This is a genomic window from Streptomyces sp. DvalAA-43 (assembly GCF_900091725.1).
Classification (GTDB): Bacteria; Actinomycetota; Actinomycetes; order Streptomycetales; family Streptomycetaceae; genus Streptomyces; species Streptomyces pulveraceus.
In genome coordinates this window covers 319,047-339,108 of sequence record NZ_FMBW01000044.1, presented here as the reverse complement: position 1 = coordinate 339,108, position 20,062 = coordinate 319,047, and the positions used below count along the sequence as shown (strand labels likewise).

At 70.9% G+C, this 20,062-nt stretch carries 24 protein-coding genes; 16 read left to right on the top strand and 8 right to left on the bottom strand.

From position 1 onward, the window contains the following. Positions 1 to 111: 111 nt before the first annotated feature. The 5 genes from GA0115234_RS18350 (at position 112) to GA0115234_RS18330 (ending at position 5,464) form a co-directional block, all read left to right on the top strand. Positions 112 to 777: a TetR family transcriptional regulator gene (locus tag GA0115234_RS18350; protein WP_093542966.1), complete on the top strand. Its 666-nt coding sequence runs from the start codon at positions 112 to 114 to the stop codon at positions 775 to 777. 288 nt (positions 778 to 1,065) lie between these two features. Next, complete coding sequence (locus GA0115234_RS18345) at positions 1,066 to 2,277, top strand: alpha/beta hydrolase (protein ID WP_093542964.1); 1,212 nt, start codon at positions 1,066 to 1,068, stop codon at positions 2,275 to 2,277. Between the two features lie 85 nt (positions 2,278 to 2,362). Next, positions 2,363 to 3,316: a DUF4429 domain-containing protein gene (locus tag GA0115234_RS18340; RefSeq protein ID WP_093542962.1), complete on the top strand. Its 954-nt coding sequence runs from the start codon at positions 2,363 to 2,365 to the stop codon at positions 3,314 to 3,316. Between the two features lie 118 nt (positions 3,317 to 3,434). Beyond that, positions 3,435 to 4,784 carry a sensor histidine kinase gene (locus GA0115234_RS18335; protein WP_176729196.1) on the top strand — a complete coding sequence of 450 codons (1,350 nt, stop codon included), beginning with the start codon at positions 3,435 to 3,437 and terminating at the stop codon, positions 4,782 to 4,784. Next, positions 4,781 to 5,464: a response regulator gene (locus GA0115234_RS18330; protein ID WP_093542958.1), complete on the top strand. Its 684-nt coding sequence runs from the start codon at positions 4,781 to 4,783 to the stop codon at positions 5,462 to 5,464. The genes GA0115234_RS18335 and GA0115234_RS18330 overlap by 4 nt, the downstream gene beginning before the upstream one ends. A gap of 24 nt (positions 5,465 to 5,488) precedes the next feature. Here GA0115234_RS18330 and GA0115234_RS18325 read toward each other — a convergent pair whose 3' ends face one another. From GA0115234_RS18325 to GA0115234_RS18315, 3 genes are all read right to left on the bottom strand, one after another. Beyond that, the gene (locus GA0115234_RS18325) at positions 5,489 to 5,869 is read right to left on the bottom strand and encodes a hypothetical protein (protein WP_256088745.1); all 381 of its coding nucleotides are present in this window, start codon (positions 5,867 to 5,869) and stop codon (positions 5,489 to 5,491) included. Between the two features lie 69 nt (positions 5,870 to 5,938). After that, positions 5,939 to 6,955, bottom strand: a complete 1,017-nt coding sequence (locus GA0115234_RS18320) for an aldo/keto reductase (RefSeq protein ID WP_093542955.1) — start codon at positions 6,953 to 6,955, stop codon at positions 5,939 to 5,941. Further along, positions 6,955 to 7,416, bottom strand: a complete 462-nt coding sequence (locus tag GA0115234_RS18315; RefSeq protein WP_093542953.1) for a MerR family transcriptional regulator — start codon at positions 7,414 to 7,416, stop codon at positions 6,955 to 6,957. The genes GA0115234_RS18320 and GA0115234_RS18315 overlap by 1 nt, the downstream gene beginning before the upstream one ends. A 494-nt stretch (positions 7,417 to 7,910) precedes the next feature. On the opposite strand from GA0115234_RS18315, the gene GA0115234_RS18310 reads away from it, so the two are divergent. Continuing rightward, positions 7,911 to 8,732 carry a serine hydrolase domain-containing protein gene (locus tag GA0115234_RS18310; RefSeq protein ID WP_093542951.1) on the top strand — a complete coding sequence of 274 codons (822 nt, stop codon included), beginning with the start codon at positions 7,911 to 7,913 and terminating at the stop codon, positions 8,730 to 8,732. Here the strand turns inward: GA0115234_RS18310 and GA0115234_RS18305 are convergent. Next, a complete protein-coding gene (locus GA0115234_RS18305; protein ID WP_093542949.1) occupies positions 8,692 to 9,159 on the bottom strand; it encodes an ATP-binding protein in 468 nt (155 codons plus the stop codon). The genes GA0115234_RS18310 and GA0115234_RS18305 overlap by 41 nt on opposite strands. Positions 9,160 to 9,244: 85 nt before the next feature. Here GA0115234_RS18305 and GA0115234_RS18300 point away from each other — a divergent pair, with 85 nt between their 5' ends. Then, positions 9,245 to 10,093 (top strand): helix-turn-helix domain-containing protein, encoded by an 849-nt coding sequence (locus tag GA0115234_RS18300; protein ID WP_093542948.1) that lies wholly within the window; start codon positions 9,245 to 9,247, stop codon positions 10,091 to 10,093. Further along, positions 10,053 to 10,316, top strand: coding sequence for a DUF397 domain-containing protein (locus GA0115234_RS18295; RefSeq protein ID WP_093542946.1), 264 nt, complete (start codon positions 10,053 to 10,055; stop codon positions 10,314 to 10,316). Before GA0115234_RS18300 ends, GA0115234_RS18295 begins: the two co-directional genes overlap by 41 nt. A gap of 77 nt (positions 10,317 to 10,393) precedes the next feature. On the opposite strand, the gene GA0115234_RS18290 is transcribed toward GA0115234_RS18295, so the two are convergent. After that, positions 10,394 to 11,677: an eCIS core domain-containing protein gene (locus GA0115234_RS18290; RefSeq protein ID WP_093542944.1), complete on the bottom strand. Its 1,284-nt coding sequence runs from the start codon at positions 11,675 to 11,677 to the stop codon at positions 10,394 to 10,396. 190 nt (positions 11,678 to 11,867) lie between these two features. Here GA0115234_RS18290 and GA0115234_RS18285 point away from each other — a divergent pair, with 190 nt between their 5' ends. Continuing rightward, positions 11,868 to 12,458 carry a GNAT family N-acetyltransferase gene (locus GA0115234_RS18285; protein WP_093542942.1) on the top strand — a complete coding sequence of 197 codons (591 nt, stop codon included), beginning with the start codon at positions 11,868 to 11,870 and terminating at the stop codon, positions 12,456 to 12,458. 34 nt (positions 12,459 to 12,492) lie between these two features. On the opposite strand, the gene GA0115234_RS18280 is transcribed toward GA0115234_RS18285, so the two are convergent. Both GA0115234_RS18280 and GA0115234_RS41850 read right to left on the bottom strand, forming a co-directional pair. Continuing rightward, positions 12,493 to 13,062 (bottom strand): type 1 glutamine amidotransferase domain-containing protein, encoded by a 570-nt coding sequence (locus GA0115234_RS18280; RefSeq protein WP_093542940.1) that lies wholly within the window; start codon positions 13,060 to 13,062, stop codon positions 12,493 to 12,495. 126 nt (positions 13,063 to 13,188) lie between these two features. After that, entirely contained in the window at positions 13,189 to 13,344 is a 156-nt protein-coding gene (locus GA0115234_RS41850) for a DUF6131 family protein (protein ID WP_093542938.1), read from the bottom strand. Positions 13,345 to 13,593: 249 nt separating this feature from the next. Here GA0115234_RS41850 and GA0115234_RS18270 point away from each other — a divergent pair, with 249 nt between their 5' ends. From GA0115234_RS18270 to GA0115234_RS18260, 3 genes are all read left to right on the top strand, one after another. Further along, the gene (locus GA0115234_RS18270; protein ID WP_093542936.1) at positions 13,594 to 14,556 is read left to right on the top strand and encodes an iron-containing redox enzyme family protein; all 963 of its coding nucleotides are present in this window, start codon (positions 13,594 to 13,596) and stop codon (positions 14,554 to 14,556) included. 92 nt (positions 14,557 to 14,648) lie between these two features. Further along, positions 14,649 to 15,332 (top strand): HemK2/MTQ2 family protein methyltransferase, encoded by a 684-nt coding sequence (locus tag GA0115234_RS18265; protein WP_093542934.1) that lies wholly within the window; start codon positions 14,649 to 14,651, stop codon positions 15,330 to 15,332. 19 nt (positions 15,333 to 15,351) lie between these two features. Next, positions 15,352 to 15,522, top strand: coding sequence for a CDGSH iron-sulfur domain-containing protein (locus GA0115234_RS18260; protein ID WP_093543375.1), 171 nt, complete (start codon positions 15,352 to 15,354; stop codon positions 15,520 to 15,522). Positions 15,523 to 15,553: 31 nt separating this feature from the next. Here the strand turns inward: GA0115234_RS18260 and GA0115234_RS18255 are convergent, their stop codons facing one another. Then, on the bottom strand, positions 15,554 to 16,210 hold the full coding sequence (locus tag GA0115234_RS18255; RefSeq protein WP_093542932.1) for a pirin family protein: 657 nt from the start codon (positions 16,208 to 16,210) through the stop codon (positions 15,554 to 15,556). 256 nt (positions 16,211 to 16,466) lie between these two features. On the opposite strand from GA0115234_RS18255, the gene GA0115234_RS18250 reads away from it, so the two are divergent. The 4 genes from GA0115234_RS18250 (at position 16,467) to GA0115234_RS18235 (ending at position 19,997) form a co-directional block, all read left to right on the top strand. Next, complete coding sequence (locus GA0115234_RS18250) at positions 16,467 to 17,666, top strand: PucR family transcriptional regulator (protein ID WP_093542930.1); 1,200 nt, start codon at positions 16,467 to 16,469, stop codon at positions 17,664 to 17,666. An 89-nt stretch (positions 17,667 to 17,755) separates the two neighbouring features. Further along, positions 17,756 to 18,670, top strand: a complete 915-nt coding sequence (locus tag GA0115234_RS18245) for an ACP S-malonyltransferase (RefSeq protein WP_093542928.1) — start codon at positions 17,756 to 17,758, stop codon at positions 18,668 to 18,670. A 13-nt stretch (positions 18,671 to 18,683) separates the two neighbouring features. Then, positions 18,684 to 19,685 (top strand): ketoacyl-ACP synthase III, encoded by a 1,002-nt coding sequence (locus tag GA0115234_RS18240; RefSeq protein ID WP_093542926.1) that lies wholly within the window; start codon positions 18,684 to 18,686, stop codon positions 19,683 to 19,685. Positions 19,686 to 19,748: 63 nt separating this feature from the next. Next, complete coding sequence (locus tag GA0115234_RS18235; protein WP_093542924.1) at positions 19,749 to 19,997, top strand: acyl carrier protein; 249 nt, start codon at positions 19,749 to 19,751, stop codon at positions 19,995 to 19,997. The last annotated feature ends 65 nt before the right edge of the window (positions 19,998 to 20,062 follow it).

Genomic DNA, 20,062 nt, shown 5'->3' with positions numbered 1-20,062 from the left:
GACATTAGTGTCAGTCGCTGACAGTTGACAAACCATTTCACAAGTCGGTAACTGTCACGTAGCTCACAGGTACGCTGAGCTGGACAAAGCAGGAGAAAGAAGGCCAGTTAAGTGACCGATGGGCAGCGGGCCGCGTATCCGACCGGACTGCGCGAACGGAAGAAGCGACGCACCCGGGACGCCCTGTTGCACGCCGCCCTCGACCTCTTCACCACGCAGGGGTACGAGCGGACCACGGTCGACGAGATCGTCGACGCCGTGGAGGTCTCCCAGCGCACCTTCTTCCGCTACTTCGCCTCCAAGGAGGAGGCCGCCTTCGCCATCCAGGAGATGGTGGAGTCGCACTTCCTCGCGCAGCTGCGCCGGCGCCCCGCCGCCGAGGCCCCGTTCGAGGCGATGCGCAACGCGGTCCTCTGCGCCTGGAACAGCCTCGGCGAGGTGATCGAGGAGACCGTCACGGTCGAACTCCACATGCGTACGTACCGGATGATCGAGTCGACGCCCTCGCTGCTCGCCGCCCACCTGCGGCGGTGCAGCGATCTGGAGAACCAGGTCGCGCTGCTGATCGCCGGGCGCGAGGGGCTCGATGTGGACGAGGACCCCCGGCCGAGGGTCGCGGTGGCCGCGTTCTGCGGGGTGATGCGGGTGTCCGGGCAGCTCTGGGGGCGGGGCCGGGACTCCGATGTGGATTCGCTGCGCGCCCTGACCGAGGCGTACCTGGACCAGCTCGGGCCCGCACTGGCCGGCGACTGGCGGACGGGACGCGGCGCGCAATAGCCGCGCGGGCGGGGTCCGGCGCAACATGGCCGCGCGGACGGGATCCGGCGCGCAATGGCCGCGCGGGCGCCCCTCAGGTGTGCCGCACGCCTCAGAGCCCGGCATGACCGACTTCACAACAGCCGTGCCCCGGCGGCCACATGCGACCTCCCGGGACCACTTCGCGCACCTGAGCGTGCGGGTGACGACCACACAGCGTGAAGAGTGCGCGCCCGAATTCCCCGCAGCCGAGTGATGTGTGTCACCCTCTTCACGGCTGTCGTCGCGCGTCTCCTAATGTGGGCCTGAGTGACTTCCTTCGACTCCTCCCCCACGCTCACCGCATGGCGCGCGCTGCTCGCCGTCGCGGTCGTGTTCGTGATGCTGGCGACCACTGGCTGGACCGCCGTACGTCACCAACCCTCCGACGAGCCACGCACGATCGCACTCGCCGCCTGGGCGCGGGGCCGGGTGGCGGGTCATGCGCTGCCGGACGCCGATGCCCCGCCGTACCGGCTGGCCCACTTCTTCGCCACGCTGACGGCCGCGCAGCGCACCGCGCTCGCCGACAAGTACCCCTTGGTCGTGGGCAATCTGAACGGCGCCCCGGTCACCCTGCGCTACCGCGCCAACCGGCGGGCCGTGGCGCAGGCGCGGCAGGTCGAGCAGCGACGCATGCACGATGTGCGGCTCTCCCCGGACGGCCGCGCCGAGGCGGTCCGCCGGATGAACCGTCTCGATTCGATGCTCGCCCCCGGCCGCCACTTCCTCGCCTTCGACCCGTCCGGGAAGGGCCGCGCCGCCGAGGTGTTCGGCAGTCTCGACCGGGCCGACCGGATCTCGGTGATCGTCCCCGGCGTCGACACCAGCCTGCTGACGCTGGAGCGGTCCGCGCCCAAGGTGAACGCCGCCCCGGTCGGCATGGCGAAGTCGCTGTACGCGGCGGAGCGCGCCGCGTTCCCCAGGACCCGTACCGCCGTCATCGCCTGGGCCGACTACACCTCGCCCGCCGGCATCGGCATGGACGCGGCCCTGGGCAACCTCGCCGAGCGCGGGGCGGTGCGGCTGAAGGCCCTGGTGGAGGCGCTGCCCGGCGATGCCCCGGTCTCGCTGTTCTGCCACAGCTACGGCTCGGTGCTGTGCGGGGTCGCCGCGCATGAACTGCCCGCCAGGGTCGGCGACATCGCGGTGGCCGGCAGCCCCGGCATGCGGGTGGAGAACGCCGCGCAGTTGCGTACCGGGGCCCGGGTATGGGCGACGCGGGACCGGGACGACTGGATCCAGGACGTGCCGAATCTGGAGCTCGGCGGCCTGGGACACGGGGCCGACCCGGTCGACCCGGGCTTCGGCTCGCGCATCGTCTCGGCGGGCGACGCGCTCGGGCACAGTGGCTATTTCGAGCCGGGCACCGAGAGCCTCGGCAACTTCGCCGCCATCGGCGTGGGTGCCTACGCGTCGGTGAGCTGCGCGGCCTCCGACAGCGGCTGCCACGAACGAATCACCGGAAGCCAGGGCATCTGACGAGCGCGGGGCCCTGGTGGACCATCGAATCGCAGCCTGCGCCGAGGAGGGACGTACGAGGCAAGTGCCGCATACGATGAGGCACATGGGTGATGTGCTGGCCGGAATTCATGCCACCTGGGAGTTCGACACCGACTCCGTGCTCATCCGCTTCGAACGGGGAATCCGCACGCCGAAGCTCTTCCAGAGTCTGCGGGAACGACGCGTCCCGCACGCGGCGCTGTCGTCGGTGACGCTGACCCCGGGCAAGCGGGGCACGGTGGTCCTGCATGCCGTGCCGAGACCTGGTGCCGATCCGCTGGTCGAGGCTGCGGCGGGGCAGCTGAAGGACGGCTGCGATCCGTACCGGCTAGTGCTCCCCGCCGAGCGTGAGACGCTGGCCGAGTACTACGCGGACGAGCTGCGGGCCCGGCTCGGCCCGGACGCGACGGAGCCCGCCGAGCGGTTCCTGGTCGCGGCACCCGAGGCGCCGATGCAGTTCAAGGCGTACGACGGCCGGGCCGGTTTCGACGGGCAGCGGGTCTCCTTCCGCTGGTTCTGGACGGGCGCCTCCACGGCGAAGTGGAAGGCCGGCGACCAGACCTTCCCGGTGACGGAGCTGAGCGGGGTCGAGTGGCGCTCGCCGGAGGCGTTCGAGGGCTATCTGCGGCTGGTGCCCAGGGGCCTGGAGAACGCGGCCCCGGAGCCCGCCCGGAGCGGTGGTGGTGCGGGCCTGGTGACGGACCCGGGCGCGGTGCGGTGCCCGCACCCGATGACGCCCCGCCCCTCCCGGGCCGATCAGGACCCGGCCGCGGTGGTCTTCGGCCTCGGCTACGGCCCGGTGCACGAGTCGCTGCCGTTCGCCGCGGCCGTGCTGGAATCGGTGCGCAGGAACCATTCAGCTGCCGCCGTGCCCGCCGCCGTCCTGGCGTCCGCGGGGCGGCGCGACCCCGCGGACATCGCGGAGCGGATCCGGCACCTCGGGGAGCTGCACCTGGCCGGGCTGGTGACGGACGACGAGTTCAGCGCCAAGAAGGCCCAGCTGCTGGCCGAGTTGTAGGGCCTCGCCGCCGGTCGGCCCGATCGGCCCGTAGTACCCCCGTACGAGAAGCCCGGTGGCGAACCGGAACCCCGGTATGACGCCACCGGGCCGGGCCGCTGCCTACGCTGAGGCGGCCATGACCACTTCCCCGCCCCATGCCCCGCCCCCCGGGGCGCCGCCGCGCCCCCAGCCCGCCGCCGACGGGCTGGTGAGCGCCGCCCGCCGCAATCTGCGCGAGATCACCCACGGGCTCTCCCACCCGTCCCATCCCCCGGTCCCCCCGCTCGCGAACGCGTCCAGACGGTGGCGGAGGCTGCTGCCGTACGCGGCCGTCCTCATCCTCACGGCGATCTTCGTCCCGGTCACGCTCAATGTGCTGACCAACGAATACGGCATGGCCGAGGGGCTGGCCGGGCTGCTGACCGTCGCCCAGACGGCGCCGCTGCTGATGCTGGCGCACCGCCCGTTGCAGGCGTGGTGGATCGTCTTCCCCGCCGACATCGTGGGGGCGCTGGTACTGCTGCGGTACGCGGACCCGCAGATGAGCATCTGGCCGTGGCCGCCGCCGACGCTGATCTGCTACCTCTTCGTGATGCTGGCGGTGGCCCTGCGCGAGACCCGCCGGACCGCGATCTCCGTCTGGGCGCTGACCTCCGTGGCGAGCCTGGTCCTGCACCTGGGCGGCACGGACCGCAGCAACGGCACCGCGGGACTGCTTCCGGCGTTCGGCGCGGTGTTCATGGTGATCGGTGCGGTGGTACGGGAACGGGGCGACGCACAGCGCCGGCTCGCCGAGCAGGAGACCATCAGCGAGGCCGAGCGGGCGCAGCGCACACTGCTGGAGGAGCGCACCAGGATCGCCCGGGAACTGCACGACGTGGTGGCGCACCACATGTCCGTGATCACGGTCCAGGCCGACTCCGCGCCGTACCGGATCAGCGACCTGCCCGAGCAGGCGCACGAGGAGTTCGCGGCGATCGCCGCGAGCGCGCGGGAGTCGCTGACGGAGATGCGGCGGCTGCTGACGGTGCTGCGCAGCGACGGCGCGGAGGGCGAGCGGGCCCCGCAGCCGGGTCTCGACCGGGTGCAGCAGCTGGTGGAGGCGACGGTGCGGGCGGGGCTGCCGGCCGAACTCTCGCTCCCCGCCCGGCTGCCGGATCTGCCGCAGGCGGTGGATGTGTCGGCGTACCGGATCGTGCAGGAGGCGCTGGCCAACGTGATCCGGCACGCGCCCGGCGCGCGGACCCGGATATCGGTCACCTCCGACGGCGCGCATCTGACCGTCCTGGTGGTCAACGACCGGGCGGAGCAACCCGATTCGCCGTTGGAGACGTCCGGCACGGGGCACGGCCTGGTCGGGATGCGTGAACGCGTACGGTTGACCGGCGGCACGCTGGACACCGGACCGCTGCCGGACGGCGGCTTCCGGGTGGCCGCGCGGCTGCCGCTGACCCCTGCCACGCCCGAGGCCCCGGAGGACTCTTGACCATCCGTGTGATCATCGTCGACGACCAGGCCATGGTGCGGGCGGGGTTCGCGGCGCTGCTCTCGGCGCAGAGCGACATCGAGGTGGTCGGTGAGGCGCCGGACGGGCGCCAGGGCGTCGAGGTCGGCCGCAGCACCCGCCCGGACGTGGTGCTGATGGATGTCCGGATGCCGGAGATGGACGGCCTGGCGGCGGCCCGTGAGCTGCTGAACCCGCCGCTGGGGGTGGTGCACCGGCCGAGGGTCCTGATGCTCACCACGTTCGACGTGGACGACTACGTGTACGAGGCGCTGCGCGCCGGGGCGTCCGGCTTCCTGCTGAAGGACGCGCCGCCGGCCGACCTGATCTCGGCGGTGCGGGTGGTCGCGGCGGGCGAGGCGCTGCTCGCGCCGTCCGTGACGCGCCGTCTGATCGCGGACTTCGCCCGGCAGGGCCCGACCGGTGCCACCCGGAGCGGCCAGTCGCTGCGGCTGAACGGGCTGACTCCGCGCGAGACGGAGGTGCTGGAGCTGATCGCGCGGGGCCTGTCCAACCAGGAGATCGCGGGGAAGCTGGTGCTGGCCGAGCAGACGGTGAAGACGCATATCGGCCGGGTGCTGGCCAAGCTGGACCTGCGGGACCGGGCGCAGGCGGTGATCTTCGCCTACGAGGCCGGGGTGGTGGTGCCGGGCGAGGGGTGAGGTCGCCGCTACTTGGCCACTCGACTACTTGTCGAAGACGAACATGATGTTGTTGTCGTCCAGGTATTTGATGTCGATCTCGCAGCCTTTCTGCACCCGCGACGAGTAGAAGGCGGACACCGTGTCGCTGCCTTCCACCTGCTTTGTCACACCGTTCTCGGTCCAGGAGAGCCGGTACTTTATGTTGGCGGATCCGCCGTCGTTCGAGCCGAGGAAACGCACGTCCTCGACCAGCGCCCGGATGTCCCGCCCCTGTGACCGGATCCTGCTGTCGCGTCTGAAGAGATGCACGATGTAGGAAATGCTGCCGCCGACGAGAACAACGGAAACAACGACGACGAATAGCATGGCCGCGCCCCTCGCATAAACATTGCCGTACCGCAGGTCGCCACCATCATTCACCACGGCGCCGTAGCCCGGGGCCGTGGGGTGCGGCGGGCCCCGGGCTACAGGGCCTGTCCACTCGCGACTTGTCTACTCGCGCGCGGCGGACGTCGAGCTCATGTCCGGGTACCTGTCCCCGGCCACCAGCCCGGCGATCGGCTCCAGCTGTGCCAGCTCCCCGTCGCTCAGCGTGAGCCGGGTGGCGGCCACGTTCTCCAGCAGCCGGCTGCTCTTGCGGGTGCCCGGGATCGGCACCACGGTCAGCCCGTGCACCTGGGCCCGCTGCTGCACCCAGGCGAGTGCCACCTGCGCGGCCGACACCCCGTGCGCCGCCGCGATCTTGTGGACGGGCTCCAGCAGGGCGGCGTTCTTCTTCGCGTTGTCGCCGGTGAAGCGGGGCTGGAACTGCCGGAAGTCGCCCTTCGACAGGTCCTTGGCCGCGTCCGTGAACGCCCCGGTCAGGAAGCCCCGGCCGAGCGGCGAGTACGGCACGACGGTCACCCCGAGCTCGACGGCGGCCGGTACGGCGCTGCGCTCGATGTCCCGGCTGAAGAGCGACCACTCCGACTGGAGGGCGGCGATCGGGTGCACCGCGTGCGCCTCGCGCAGCTCCGCGCCGGTCACCTCGCTCAGCCCGAGCTGCTTGACCTTGCCCTGCTGGACCAGCTCCGCCATGGCCCCGACGGACTCGGCGAACGGGACGGCCGGGTCGCGGCGGTGCATGTAGTAGAGGTCGATGACATCGGTGCCCAGCCGTCGCAGGCTGTCCTCGACGGCCTTGCGGATGTACGCGGGGTCGTTGCGCACGCCCCGGTAGTGCGGGTCGTCGTCCTTGCGCTCTATGGCGAACTTCGTGGCGAGCGTGATCTCGTCCCGGTGCGCCCCGACGAACGGGGCGAGGAAGGTCTCGTTGGCGCCGCTGCCGTAGATGTCCGCGGTGTCGAAGAGGGTGACGCCCGCCGTCAGCGCCGTCTCCAGGGTCTCGCGGGCCGAGGACTCGTCGGTGTCCCCGTAGAACTCGCTCATGCCCATGCAGCCGAGCCCCTGTACGCCGACCTGAGGGCCGCCGTTGCCGAGCTCCACGGTGGTGATCTTGTCGTCAGTCATCAGGCACAGGGCCTTTCCGGCGCCCGCCGGGCGCCCGCATAGAAGTCGATCTTGTGGTCGAGCACGGCGAGGGTGTCCTGGAGCTCCGCGATCCGCGACCTCACGTCGCGGCGGGTCGCCTCAAGCAGCTCCTGCCGTTCCTCGAAGGTGTGCTCGCCCTCGCGCAGCAGCTCCGCGTACCGGACCATGTCGGCGACCGGCATCCCGGTCAGCCGCAGCTTGCCGACGAAGGCCAGCCAGTCCAGATCGCGGTTGGTGAACCGGCGCTGGCCGGTGTGGGACCGGTCCACGTGCGGCATCAGCCCGATCCGCTCGTACCAGCGCAGGGTGTGCGCGGTGAGCCCGGTGAAGGCCACGACCTCACTGATGGTGTACCGGTCCTGCCCCTCGGGACGCGGATGCGCCTGCGGGGCCGCGGCGCAGACGTCCACCTTCGTCGAAGTGCTCTCCATCACCGTCATGCCCTCCACGCTAGAACCTTGGAGTGCACTCGAAGCAAGCGCAATCGGGGACGGGTTCCGGCGACGGCCGGACCATCCGGTGAGATCAGCCCAGCGGTCGCGACGAACTCGGCCCGGACCGCCGGGCGCCTACGGTGTCAGGAGGCGACGGACCGTGACGCCCTCCTCTTCGGCGGCGAGGATTCTGATCCCTGAACCACCGATCGATCGGTAGTGGAGCACCACCAGCCCGCCTCGCCGGCTCGGCTCCGCCTTCACGAAGGCTGCCTCGGGACGACGACCGGGCCGCGAGATAGCCGTATGAATGCAATGCCGGAGCGAGCGGCGGCCGGCTTCCCCGTGAACCATGCCCTTTCTGTCGGTGATCTCCGCCCAGGCAACCCTGCAAGACATCCACCGCGGCCGTACACGGTCCTGTGCCGATTTCGGAAGGCGGCCAGCCGGCCCCGGCACCACTGCGGCGCACCCGAATACCGCCCGTTACGCTCGTACGCATGCAGAGCCTGGCGATGATCGACAACTGGCCCGTTCCCACCGCGGCGGCTGCCGTCGTACGAGCGGACGGCACCGTTCTCGGTACGCACGGCCCGGCCGCGCACCGCTTCCCGCTCGCCTCCGTCACCAAGCCGATCGCGGCCTACGCGGCGCTGGTGGCGTACGAGGAGGGCGCGGTCGAGCTCGACGAGCCGGCGGGGCCGGAGGGGTCCACCGTCCGGCATCTGCTGGCGCACACCAGCGGGCTCGCCTTCGACGAGCACCGGACGACGGCCGCGCCCGGCACCCGCCGCCTCTACTCCAACGCGGGCTTCGAGGTGCTCGGCGACCACATCGCCAAGGCCACCGACATCCCGTTCTCCGAGTACGTGCGCCAGGCCGTGCTGGAGCCGCTGGGCATGACGGCCACCACGGTGGACGGCTCGCCCGCCAAGGACGGTGTCTCGACCGTCGACGACCTCGTCCGGTTCGCGGCGGAGCTACAGGCGCCCCGCCTCCTGGACCCGCGTACGGTGCTCGCCGCGCAGACCGTCGTACACCCCGGCCTGAAGGGCGTACTGCCCGGCTACGGGCACCAGAACCCCAACGACTGGGGCCTCGGCTTCGAGATCCGGGACTCCAAGTCCCCGCACTGGACGGGCGGTTCCTCCTCCCCCGCGACCTTCGGACACTTCGGGCAGTCGGGGACGTTCCTGTGGGTCGACCCGGTCGCGGGCGCGGCGTGCGTCGCGCTGGCCGACCGGGCCTTCGGCCCGTGGGCGGTGGAGGTGTGGCCCCCGTTCACGGACGCGGTGCTCTCGGAGCTCCGTTCCGGTCGCTGAGCGGCGCCTTCGCGGCCGTGCACTCGAACCACACCGTCTTGCCGCACCCGTCCCGGCGCGGCTCCACGCCCCACCGGTCGGTGAGCGCGGCGACCAGCACCAACCCCCGGCCTCCCTCGTCGAGTTCGTCCCCGACGACCATCCTCGGCATCTTCGGGCAGCCATCCGCGACCTCCACCCGCAGGCCCCCGGACGGGAGCAGGAAGATGAACGTCTGGCAGCGGCGGCCGGGCACGTGCCGCACCACGTTCGCGATCAGCTCGGTCAGCGCCAGCTCCGCCGCGTCGGCCACGTCCAGGAGCCCCCAGCCGGTGAGGTAGAGGCGCAGGATGCGGCGGAGATGCCGCGCGGAGTGCTCGCCCACCGCGAAGTCGGCGTGATAGGTCGGTTCCGCGCTGACCGGCGGCGAGGCAATTACGTGATTCATGTCACCAGGATGCAGTGGCTTGATTACGCTCGGCTACGTACGGAAACGAACGCCGTGAGGCGTTGAACACCGGAGGTGCCCCGCCGTGGCCAACATCCAGACGCTCGACCCGAGCGCTTCCCCATTGGACTACTACGGCTGGGAATTGCGCCGCCAGAGAGAGGCGGCCTGCCTCAAGCAGGGGCAGCTGGGCGACATCATCTTCTGCACCGGATCCTTGATCGGCCAGGTCGAGACCACGAAGAAGGTGCCCACCCGCGACTTCTCCGAGCGCGTGGACGCGGCGCTTGCCACGGACGGAATGTTCTCGCGGCTGATCGGCCTCGTTCTACGCAGCCAACTGCCCGCCTGGTTCCAGCCGTACGCGGACATGGAGGCCAAGGCCGCGTACATCTCCACGTACCAGTCGCAGGTGGTGTACGGACTGTTGCAGACGGAGGAGTACGCGCGGGCAGTGCTGGCCACCGGCATGCCGGACGACCTGGAGAACCTGGTGGCGGCCCGGATGGAGCGACAGCGCATCCTGGAGCGGGAACACCCCCCGCTGATCTGGGTCATTCTCGACGAGGCCGTGCTGCACCGGCCGATCGGCGGCCGGGACGTCATGCGGAGGCAACTGCTCCACTTGTTGGAGTTCGCCGACCACCGCTGGATGCGGATTCAGGTGCTGCCCTTCGCGGCCGGTGAACACACCAGCCTGGATGGCTCGTTCACCACCATGCGCTTCGAGAGCGACCCCGACATCGTCTACACGGAGGACATCGTCTCCGGCCATATGACCGCCAGCCCTGACACCGTCAGGGAAGCCGCGCTCCGTTACGCTCATTTGCAGGCCACGGCCCTCCCCGTCGAGGAGTCCGCGGCGCTGATCACCCGCGTGATGGAGGAGTGTTATGGAGACCGGCCACGACTTGAGAAACGCGCGGTGGCGTAAGTCCAGTTACAGCGGCAGCACCGGCGGCGAATGCGTCGAGTGCACCGTCACCGGCGGCGCGGCCTGGCGTAAGTCCAGTTACAGCGGCACCAACGGCGGCGACTGCGTGGAAGTGGTCGACGGCCTCCCCTGCGCCGTCCCCGTGCGCGACAGCAAGAACCCGGACGGCCCCGTCCTGATCGTCGGGGCGAGCGCCTGGCGGGCCTTCGTGGGCACGCTCTGAAGCCGTCCGAAGCCTGAACGGCGAAGGGGGCCAGGGACGACGACCGACCGTCGTCCCTGGCCCCTTCGTCATCGTCGTCAGACGAGCGGTTCGATCATGTGGGTCCGGCGCTGGGAACGCGTGGCCGCGCTGCCCGACCAGGCCGTCCGGTTCGGGTCGAGACCCACGCCGTTGGCGAGGCCGAGACGGGCGACCACGGCGTTGTGCTCGATGCAGGCCTGCTCCAGGGGGGCGATGAAGTTGTTCTGGAGTTCGGCCGGTGTGACCGCCGCTCCGGCGCTGACCTTCGCCTCGATGAAGTCGTAGACGTGCTCCAGCTGTTCGGAGCGGGGCGTGATGGCGCCGTCCTCGGTGAAGTTGAGGTCCGGTCCGCTGTTGCCCGGGTCGTCGTTGCGGTCCCCCGGTGCGGGGCCGAGCGCGAAGTTGGCCGGGACGTTCTTCAACGCCTTGGACACGGAGGCGGGCTGGGTGCTGTTGGTGGTGAACGCGGTCGGGGCGAGCGGTGCCAGGGCCGTGACGACGGAGGTCAGCTGGGCCGGGGTGAGGAGCCCGGCGAACTGTTCGAGCAGTGACTTGGGCACGATGTGGTGCAGGGTGTGCACGAGCGCGTTGCCCGGGTTGGCCGCCTTCTCCGCGGCCAGGGCGTTCTTCGTCGGGTTGTTCTTCCAGTCGCCCGCGCGCTGGACCGCCGTCCCGGCGGTCGACGGCGCCTGCGACGCGGGCTGCTCCCGGTCTCCGGACGCCCCGGCCCGCAGCGGTGCGGACATGACCCGGCGGGCGTTCCGTTCCGCGGCCCGCTCAAAGGTGTCCGAGGGGTCGGAGATCCGCAGGCCCGCGCCGTTGTCGGTGCCGGAGACCGCGCCCTGCCGCTGCTGGATGACATGGGTCAGCTCATGGGCGAGGGTGTGCTTGTCGCCGCCGCCCGTGCCGACGACGACATGGTGGCCGGAGGTGTAGGCGCGGGCGCCGACCTCGGCGGCGGAGGCCCGTGCGGTGCTGTCGTCGTGAATCCGTACGTCGGAGAAGTCGGCGCCGAGCCGGGTCTCCATTTCTTCCCGTAGCCCGGCGTCCATGGGCCTGCCACCGCCGCGCAGGACGTCATGGACGGCGGAACGCTGCACGTCGTGGTGGTGCTCGTGCTCATGCCGCCGCTCGTGCTCGTACTGCTGCTCCTCGGGCTGTGCCGAGGGATGCCCCGCCTGCCGGAGCAGCTGGACGACGACGGCGTTGCCCAGGCTGCTCTGGAGGGCGAGCGGCAGCTGTCCGGGGAGTTCGTCCCTCTCCGGCCGTCTCTCCGGCGTGCGCGCGCGAGCGGAACCGGCGGCGGGACCATGGGTACGGTCGGAGTCTCGTGCGCGCATCAGAAGCCTTCCGGGAGGGTGCACATGGGGGCCGACTCCATCACTACGCGGAACGGGCCGGTGCGGGCCAGGTACACAAGGGCAGAATCGGTCGGCCCGCCGGACAGAGGGGCATGGCCGACGCGTCCGCCCGGCCCGTCCCGCGCACAACGGGGTACGGCGGCCCGGGAACCCGCTACCCTCCTCGGCCATGGCCGACCTTGTCCGCGCTGCCGCCGCCGATGTCCCCGCGCTCGCCTCCGTACTCGCCAGTGCCTACGCCGAGGATCCCGTCTGGAGCTGGCTGATGCCGCGCGACCGGGACCGGCGGCTGCGGCTGCTGTTCACCGCGCACCTGGCCCAGCAGGTCCCGGCCGGGCGCGTCTGGACCGACCCGGAGCGCACGGTGGCGGCGGTGTGGGCGGAACCCGGGCAGTGGAAGCTGCCGACGACGTACCTACTGCGCAACGCGGGACCACTCGTACGCGCGACAAGGGCCCAGCTGCCGCGTACGGCCGGGCGGTTGTTCGCCATGGAGCACCGCCACCCGGCCGGTCCGGAGCACTGGTACGTCGAGTACATAGGCACCCGGGCGGACGCGCGGGGCACCGGGCGCGGGGCGAGGGTGCTCGGCGGGCTGCTGGAGCAGGCGGACGCGGACGGGCGGCCGGTCTTCCTGGAGTCGAGCAACCGCCGCAATCTCACCTTCTACCAGCGGCACGGCTTCGCCGTGCACGAGGAGATGACCTTCCGGGCAGGGCCGCCGATGTGGTCGATGTGGCGCCGGGACGGCGGCCGGTAGCCCGGAGGCGGACGGAATGACCCGGGGCTCGCGCTCACCGGGTGTCCACCGTGAGAGCCGCATCCACCTCGCGGAGGAATGGTTCCAGGTCCCCCGGGTTGCGTGAGGTGATGAGCGGCCAGCCCCGGCCGTCGTCCGTGACGACCGGCTCGTCGGTCCATTCCCCTCCGGCGTTACGGATGTCCGTCTTCAGCGAGGGATAGGACGTCAGCTTCTTTCCCGCCACCACCTCCGCTTCGACCAGGGCCCACGGCCCGTGGCAGATGGCCGCGACGGGCCGCCCGGACGACGCGAAGGAGCGGACGATACGCGTGGCGGCATCCTGCTGGCGCAGGGCGTCGGCGTTCAGGGTTCCGCCGGGAATCAGCAGCAGATCGTAGGCGGCCGGATCCACATCGGCGAGAGTGAGTCCGGGCCGGACCGTCTTCCCCGGTTCCTTGTCGCCCACCAGCGTCCGGACCTCGTCCATGGACACCGCGGCGACCGCCACTTCGGCGCCCCAGCCGCTCAGGTGCTCCTGAGGTACCAGAAGCTCGTCCTGTTCGACGCCGTAGTTCGTGACGATCGCCAGCACTTTTCGTTTGCTCACGTCATCGCCAGCCATTCCTGGTCCCTTCCGAAGCGGCGTCCTGGTCTTCCCGGCGGGTCGCGCCGTATACGGCGAGCGCGTCCAGGGCCGCGCGCCTCGTTGTGGTCCATGGGCAGGTGCGCCTTTCCGGGCACAGGGGCACTACCAGTAGTGCCTGCGTCCCGCGACGGCGTGTCCCATGCCGCCCAGGATCCAGAGGATCAGGCCGATGACGGCCAGAATGATCCCGATGGTCCACAGGATGGAAATCCCGGTGACGAAACCGATGACGAGCAGAATGACTCCGACAATGATCACAACACGCTCCGTTCTCGTGTGTGTCCCTCTTCCACTCTGTCCTCCCTGGGCCGTCGCGGCAACTGCCCGGAAATCCGCTCGGAGTTTCACGCCTGCTCGTCCCAGGTGACCGGGGGTGGTGAATGACGTCGGCTCCCGCGCCCAGGGCGCCGAGGATGCGGGAACCTCCGCGCACGGGGACCATCGATGGGGGGTGTGGTTGCTCCGCCCCGAACCGCACGCGGCCCCCGAACGGCCGGAGGGAGTGCGATGCCCGAGAGCCATGGCATGCCGACCCTGCCGCGCGGCAGGGGGCCGTTGTCGTCCGCGGTCTCCGGAGCCCTGCTGGGCGGCTCCGCACTGCCCGACAGCGCCATGGCGGACCTGGCCGATCCGTTCGGTGAGGATCTGCAACTGGCGCTGTACACCTGTTACGAATTGCACTACCGAGGCTTCGGCGGAGTCGATCCGGCATGGGAATGGGACACGTCCCTCCTCTCGGTCCGCGCTTCGCTGGAGGACCGCTTCCTCACCGCCCTGCGGCGGGACGCGGCCGCACGGCAGCCTCTGGCCGGTCTCCTGGCGGATCTGGTGACAGAGCCCGCCGGCCCGGGTGGAGTGCCTCGATTCCTCGCGGAGCGCGGCACCTTGGACGACCTCCGCGCCTACGCGAGACAGCGTTCCCTCTACCACCTGAAGGAAGCGGACCCGCACGCCTGGGTGCTGCCGCGGCTCACGGGACGCGCCAAGGCCGCCATGGCCGCCGTGGAGTTCGACGAGTTCGGCGGCGGCCGGGCAGACCGTGTACACGCCCGGCTGTTCGCCGACCTCATGACCGACCTCGGGCTGGACAGCCGGTACGGCCACTACCTGGACAGCGGATACGCCGAGATGCTCGCCCTGGTCAACGCCATGTCGCTGTTCGGACTGCACCGAAGGATGCGCGGGACCCTGGTGGGGCACTTCGCCGCCGTCGAGATCACCTCCTCCCCGGCCTCCCGGCACCTCGCACGGGCCATGGCACGCACCGGCGCCGGACCGGCGGCGGAGCACTTCTACGACGAGCACGTCGAAGCCGATGCCGTACACGAACAAATCGTACGGAACGAGGTGATCGGTGGGCTCCTCGACGAGGAACCCCGGCTGGAGCCGGACATCGCGTTCGGCATCGCCGCCACCTCCTTCCTCGAAGACCGACTCGGCCGGCGGTTCCTCACGGACCGGGGAGCGTGACGGACCGCTCGCACCCACCACGGCGGGAGCCGCGGCGGCGGCGACCGGAGCGGTTCGCACTTCCCACAAGGGGTGAAGGCAGGTGAAGGCACATGGACGACGGACCGGACGCCACACGCCCGCTCTCGCAGCCCTTCCTCGTCACGCTGCCCGGCGTCTACGCGCCCCAGCACGACACGCAGTTGCTGATGGCCGCGCTGGAACAGGAGGACATCGGGCCCGAGACCGCCGTACTGGACATCGGTACGGGCAGTGGGGCACTCGCCGTGCGGGCCGCTCAGCTGGGAGGCAGGGTGACGGCCGTCGACATCGCGCCCCAGGCGGTCGCCGCCGCACGCCTCAACGCCATGCTGCACCGTCGCCGCATCACCGTGCGCCGCAGCGATCTGCTCTCCGCCGTCAGCACACGCCGCTACGACCTCGTGCTGTGCAACCCGCCGTACGTTCCCGCCCCGGACGCCACACCGCGCGGCGCCTCTCGTTCCTGGAACGCCGGGAGCGACGGCCGGGCGGTCATCGACCGCCTCTGCTCGGGGGCGCCGTCGGTGCTGCGGCGCGGCGGGGTCCTGCTGATGGTGCACTCCGGGCTGTGCGACACCGGCACCACCCTGGACCGGCTCAAGGGCGTGGGGCTGGACGCCGTCGTCCGCAGCCGGGTGCGCGTCCCTTTCGGCCCCGTACTGCTCTCCCGCATCCGCTGGCTGCGCGAGCGCGAGCTGGTGGACACCGACGAGACGAACGAGGAGTTGGTGGTCATCCGTGCCGAACGCCCGTGATTCACAGCGCCGCATCACCATGACGGAACGCGGCCCCCTCCTTGTGGAGGGACCGGTGGAAGTCACCACCCCCGACGGGGCCGTGCACACCTCGGACCGCTTCGTCGTCGCCATCTGTACGTGCCGACGCAGCCGCATCCTCCCCTGGTGCGACACCAGCCACCGCCGCCGCACCGGACCGGCCCGATAGCCCCCGGCCGATCCGGACGGCGGCCGGCGGCTCAGGCCGACAGCTCCCAGACCAGCACCTCGGCCGCCCCGGTCGCCACCAGCTCCGGGCCCGGTTCGCCGCTGATCCGTACCGAGTCGCCCGACGCCAGCTCCGCGTCCCCGACGCGCACGTCGCCGCTCACCACATGGACGTACACCCGCGCCGCGTCCGGCAGCGCCGTGCGCTCCCCCGCGTCCAGCCTGTGCACATGCAGCGTCGCACCGGCCGACGGGATGGTGTACGGGCCGGAGCCGGCCAGGCCGGAAACGACCGTGTACGCGGGCCGGCCGCCCGGTTCGAGCGGTGACAGCCACATTTGAATGAACGTCAGCGGGGCGTCTCCGTCATTGCGTTCGACGTGTCTTACGCCGGACGCGGCGCTGAGATGCTGGAGATCGCCGGGCCGTACGGTCGTGGCGTGACCGGTGGAGTCGCGGTGGGTCAGCTCGCCCTCGACGACCCAGGTGACGATCTCCGTATGGCTGTGGGGGTGTTCCTCGAACCCCGCGCCGGGCTCCAGCCGTTCGGAGTTGCACGCCATGATCACGCCGAAGCGCAGGTTGTCCGGGTCGTAGTGGCTGCCGAAGGAGAAAGCGTGCCGGGACAGGATGCCGGTGTCCTGGCCCCCGCCCGGGTAACGGTCTTCGGCGCGGTGTACGGAAATCACCTGCCCACGGTAGCCCGGCCGGAGCCCGCCATGATCCACCTGCCGGTGCGCGACGCCATCACCCTGCCGGTGCGCGACGCGATCACCCTGCCGGAGCGTCAGGCGATCGCCTGCCGGAACACGGCGCTTCACCCTGTCCCGGCGCGGCACGATCCCGTTGACGCGGCGCGGCGGTCCTCCGGCCCCTACCCGCCGGTACGACCCGCGGTCGCCCCGGCTCTCCGTGCCCGTCGCCCGATAGGGCAATCTTGTCTCCGTGCCCCGACCCGATCCTGAGCATCCCGATGCGAACGCCGCCCACCTGCACGCCGCGACCCTGAAGCGCCTGGAACAGTCCTCCGGCCGGCTCGCCGCGAACGCGATCGCCCGCATGGACGAGTCGCTGCCGTGGTACCGGGCGATGCCACCGGAGAACCGGTCCTGGATCGGACTGGTCGCCCAGGCCGGTATCGCGGCTTTCACCGAGTGGTTCCGGCATCCGGAGACCCCGCAGGCCATCTCCACCGATGTGTTCGGCACGGCTCCGCGCGAGCTGACCCGGGCGATCACCCTGCGGCAGACCGTCGAGATGGTGCGGACGACGATCGAGGTCATGGAGGCCGCGATCGAGGAGGTCGCCGCGCCCGGCGACGAGTCGGTACTGCGCGAGGCACTGCTCGTCTACGCGCGCGAGATCGCCTTCGCGACCGCCCAGGTGTACGCGCAGGCCGCCGAGGCGCGCGGCGCCTGGGACGCCCGGCTGGAATCGCTCGTGGTGAACGCGGTGCTGTCCGGCGAGGCCGACGAGGGTGCCGTGTCACGCGCCGCGGCGCTCGGCTGGAACTCCCCCGAGCACGTCTGCGTGGTGCTCGGCACCGCCCCGGACGGCGACAGCGAGCTGACCGTGGAGGCGATCAGGCGGGCCGCCCGGCACGCGAAGCTCCAGGTCCTGACCGGGGTGCTCGGCAACCGCCTGGTGGTCATCGCGGGCGGCAGCGACAACCCGCTCCAGGTCGCGAAGGCCCTGATCGGCCCGTACGCGGCGGGCCCGGTCGTCGCCGGACCCGTGGTGCCGGACCTGCTGGCGGCCACCCGGTCCGCGCAGGCCGCTGCCGCCGGGCTCAAGGCGTGCGGGGCCTGGCAGGACGCGCCACGCCCGGTGCTCGCCGACGATCTGCTGCCGGAGCGGGCGATGGCGGGCGACCCCGCCGCACGGGACCAATTGGTGGAGGAGATCTACAGACCGCTGGAGGAAGCGGGCTCCGCGCTGCTCGAAACACTGAGTGTGTATCTGGAGCAGGCGAGCAGTCTGGAGGGCGCGGCCAGAATGCTCTTCGTCCACCCGAACACCGTGCGCTACCGGCTCCGACGTGTGACAGACGTCACCGGATGGTCACCGTCCGACGTCCGCTCGGCCTTCACGTTGCGGATCGCCCTGATCCTGGGGCGCTTGGCCGCGAGAGATCCTCAGTCCTAGACTTTTGTCGGACATCAACAATTCCCCATACGGTTCTTCGTCCCTGTCCCCACGGGTGTTCCGGACCGTTCACAAGAGAGAGTGTGAGGGTGCTCGTACTCGTCGCTCCCGGCCAAGGCGCTCAGACGCCCGGCTTCCTGACTCCCTGGCTCGACCTCCCCGGTGCCGCCGACCGCATCGCGGCCTGGTCCGACGCCATCGGGCTGGACCTCGCCCACTACGGCACCGAGGCCGACGCGGACGCGATCCGTGACACCGCGGTGGCGCAGCCGCTGCTGGTCGCCGCCGGTCTGCTGTCCGCCGCCGCCCTTGACGCGTCCCCGAACGTCGTCGCAGGTCACAGCGTTGGTGAGATCACCGCCGCCGCCCTCGCCGGAGTCATCGGCGACGAGGCGGCGCTCCGTCTCGTACGGACCCGCGGGCTCGCCATGGCCGAGGCCGCCGCGGTCACCGAGACCGGTATGGCGGCGCTGCTCGGCGGCGACCCGGACGTGTCGGTCGCGCACCTGGAGAAGCTCGGGCTGACCCCGGCGAACGTCAACGGGGCCGGTCAGATCGTCGCCGCGGGCACCGCCGCGCAGATCGCCGCGCTGGTCGACGACGCGCCCGAGGGCGTGCGCCGCGTGGTGCCCCTCAAGGTCGCCGGCGCCTTCCACACGCATCACATGGCCCCCGCCGTCGACCGGCTGCGCGAGGCCGCCGCCGCGCTGACGCCCGCCGACCCCGTCGTGACATATGTCTCGAACGCCGACGGGAAGGCCGTCGCCACCGGCGACGAGGTCATCTCCCGGCTGGTCGGCCAGGTGGCCAACCCGGTCCGCTGGGACCTGTGCATGGAGACCTTCAAGGAGCTGGGCGTCACGGCCCTCATCGAGGCGTGCCCCGGTGGCACCCTGACGGGCCTCGCCAAGCGCGCGCTGCCCGGTGTGCAGACGCTCGCGCTCAAGACCCCCGACGACCTCGACGCGGCCCGTGCGCTCATCTCCGAGCACGCGGGCGCCTAAGGAGCCCGAGAGAATGTCGAAGATCAAGCCCAGTCAAGGGGCCCCGTACGCGCGGATCATGGGTGTCGGCGGCTACCGCCCGACCCGGGTCGTGCCCAACGAGGTGATTCTCGAAAAGATCGACTCGTCCGACGAGTGGATCCGTTCGCGCTCCGGCATCGCCACCCGCCACTGGGCCTCCGAGGAGGAGACCGTGGCCGTGATGTCCGTCGAGGCGTCCGGCAAGGCCATCGCGGACGCCGGGATCGCGCCCGAGCAGATCGGCGCCGTGATCGTCTCCACCGTCTCGCACTTCAAGCAGACCCCGGCCATCGCGACCGAGATCGCCCATCTGGTCGGCGCGGGCAAGCCCGCCGCCTTCGACATCTCGGCCGGCTGTGCGGGCTTCGGCTACGGGCTGACCCTCGCCAAGGGCATGATCGTCGAGGGTTCGGCGGAGTACGTGCTGGTCATCGGCGTGGAGCGGCTCAGTGACCTCACCGACAAGGAGGACCGCGCGACGGCCTTCCTGTTCGGCGACGGCGCCGGCGCGGTCGTCGTCGGCCCCTCCAAGGTGCCCGCCATCGGCCCGACCGTCTGGGGCTCCGAGGGCGACAAGTCCGAGACCATCAAGCAGACCGTGGCCTGGGACGAGTTCCACGCCGAGCGTCCGGAGAAGTTCCCGGCCATCACGCAGGAGGGCCAGGCGGTCTTCCGCTGGGCCGTCTTCGAGATGGCGAAGGTCGCCCAGCAGGCGCTGGACGCGGCCGGGATCGCCCCGGAAGACCTGGATGTCTTCATTCCGCACCAGGCCAACATGCGGATCATCGACTCGATGGTGAAGACCCTGAAGCTGCCGGAGCACGTCACGGTCGCCCGCGACGTGGAGACCACCGGCAACACCTCCGCCGCCTCGATTCCGCTCGCAATGGAGCGGCTTCTGGCGACCGGTCAGGCGAAGAGCGGCGACACCGCGCTCGTCATCGGCTTCGGGGCGGGTCTCGTCTACGCCGCAACGGTCGTTACCCTCCCCTAGGCACACCGGGCCGTTTCGGCCCGCACGCCCCAACCTGCAGATAAACATCGAAGGAGCGCCAACATGGCCGCCACTCAGGAAGAGATCGTCAAGGGTCTCGCCGAGATCGTCAACGAGATCGCCGGTATCCCGGTCGAGGACGTCCAGCTGGACAAGTCCTTCACCGACGACCTGGACGTCGACTCGCTGTCCATGGTCGAGGTCGTCGTCGCCGCCGAGGAGCGCTTCGACGTGAAGATCCCCGACGAGGACGTCAAGAACCTCAAGACGGTCGGCGACGCTGCCGACTACATCCTCAAGCACCAGGCCTGATCAAGGCCGGCTCTGTGTCGCCACCCGGCGGTGGCGCCGCTGATTCACGACCCTCTACACGTGGA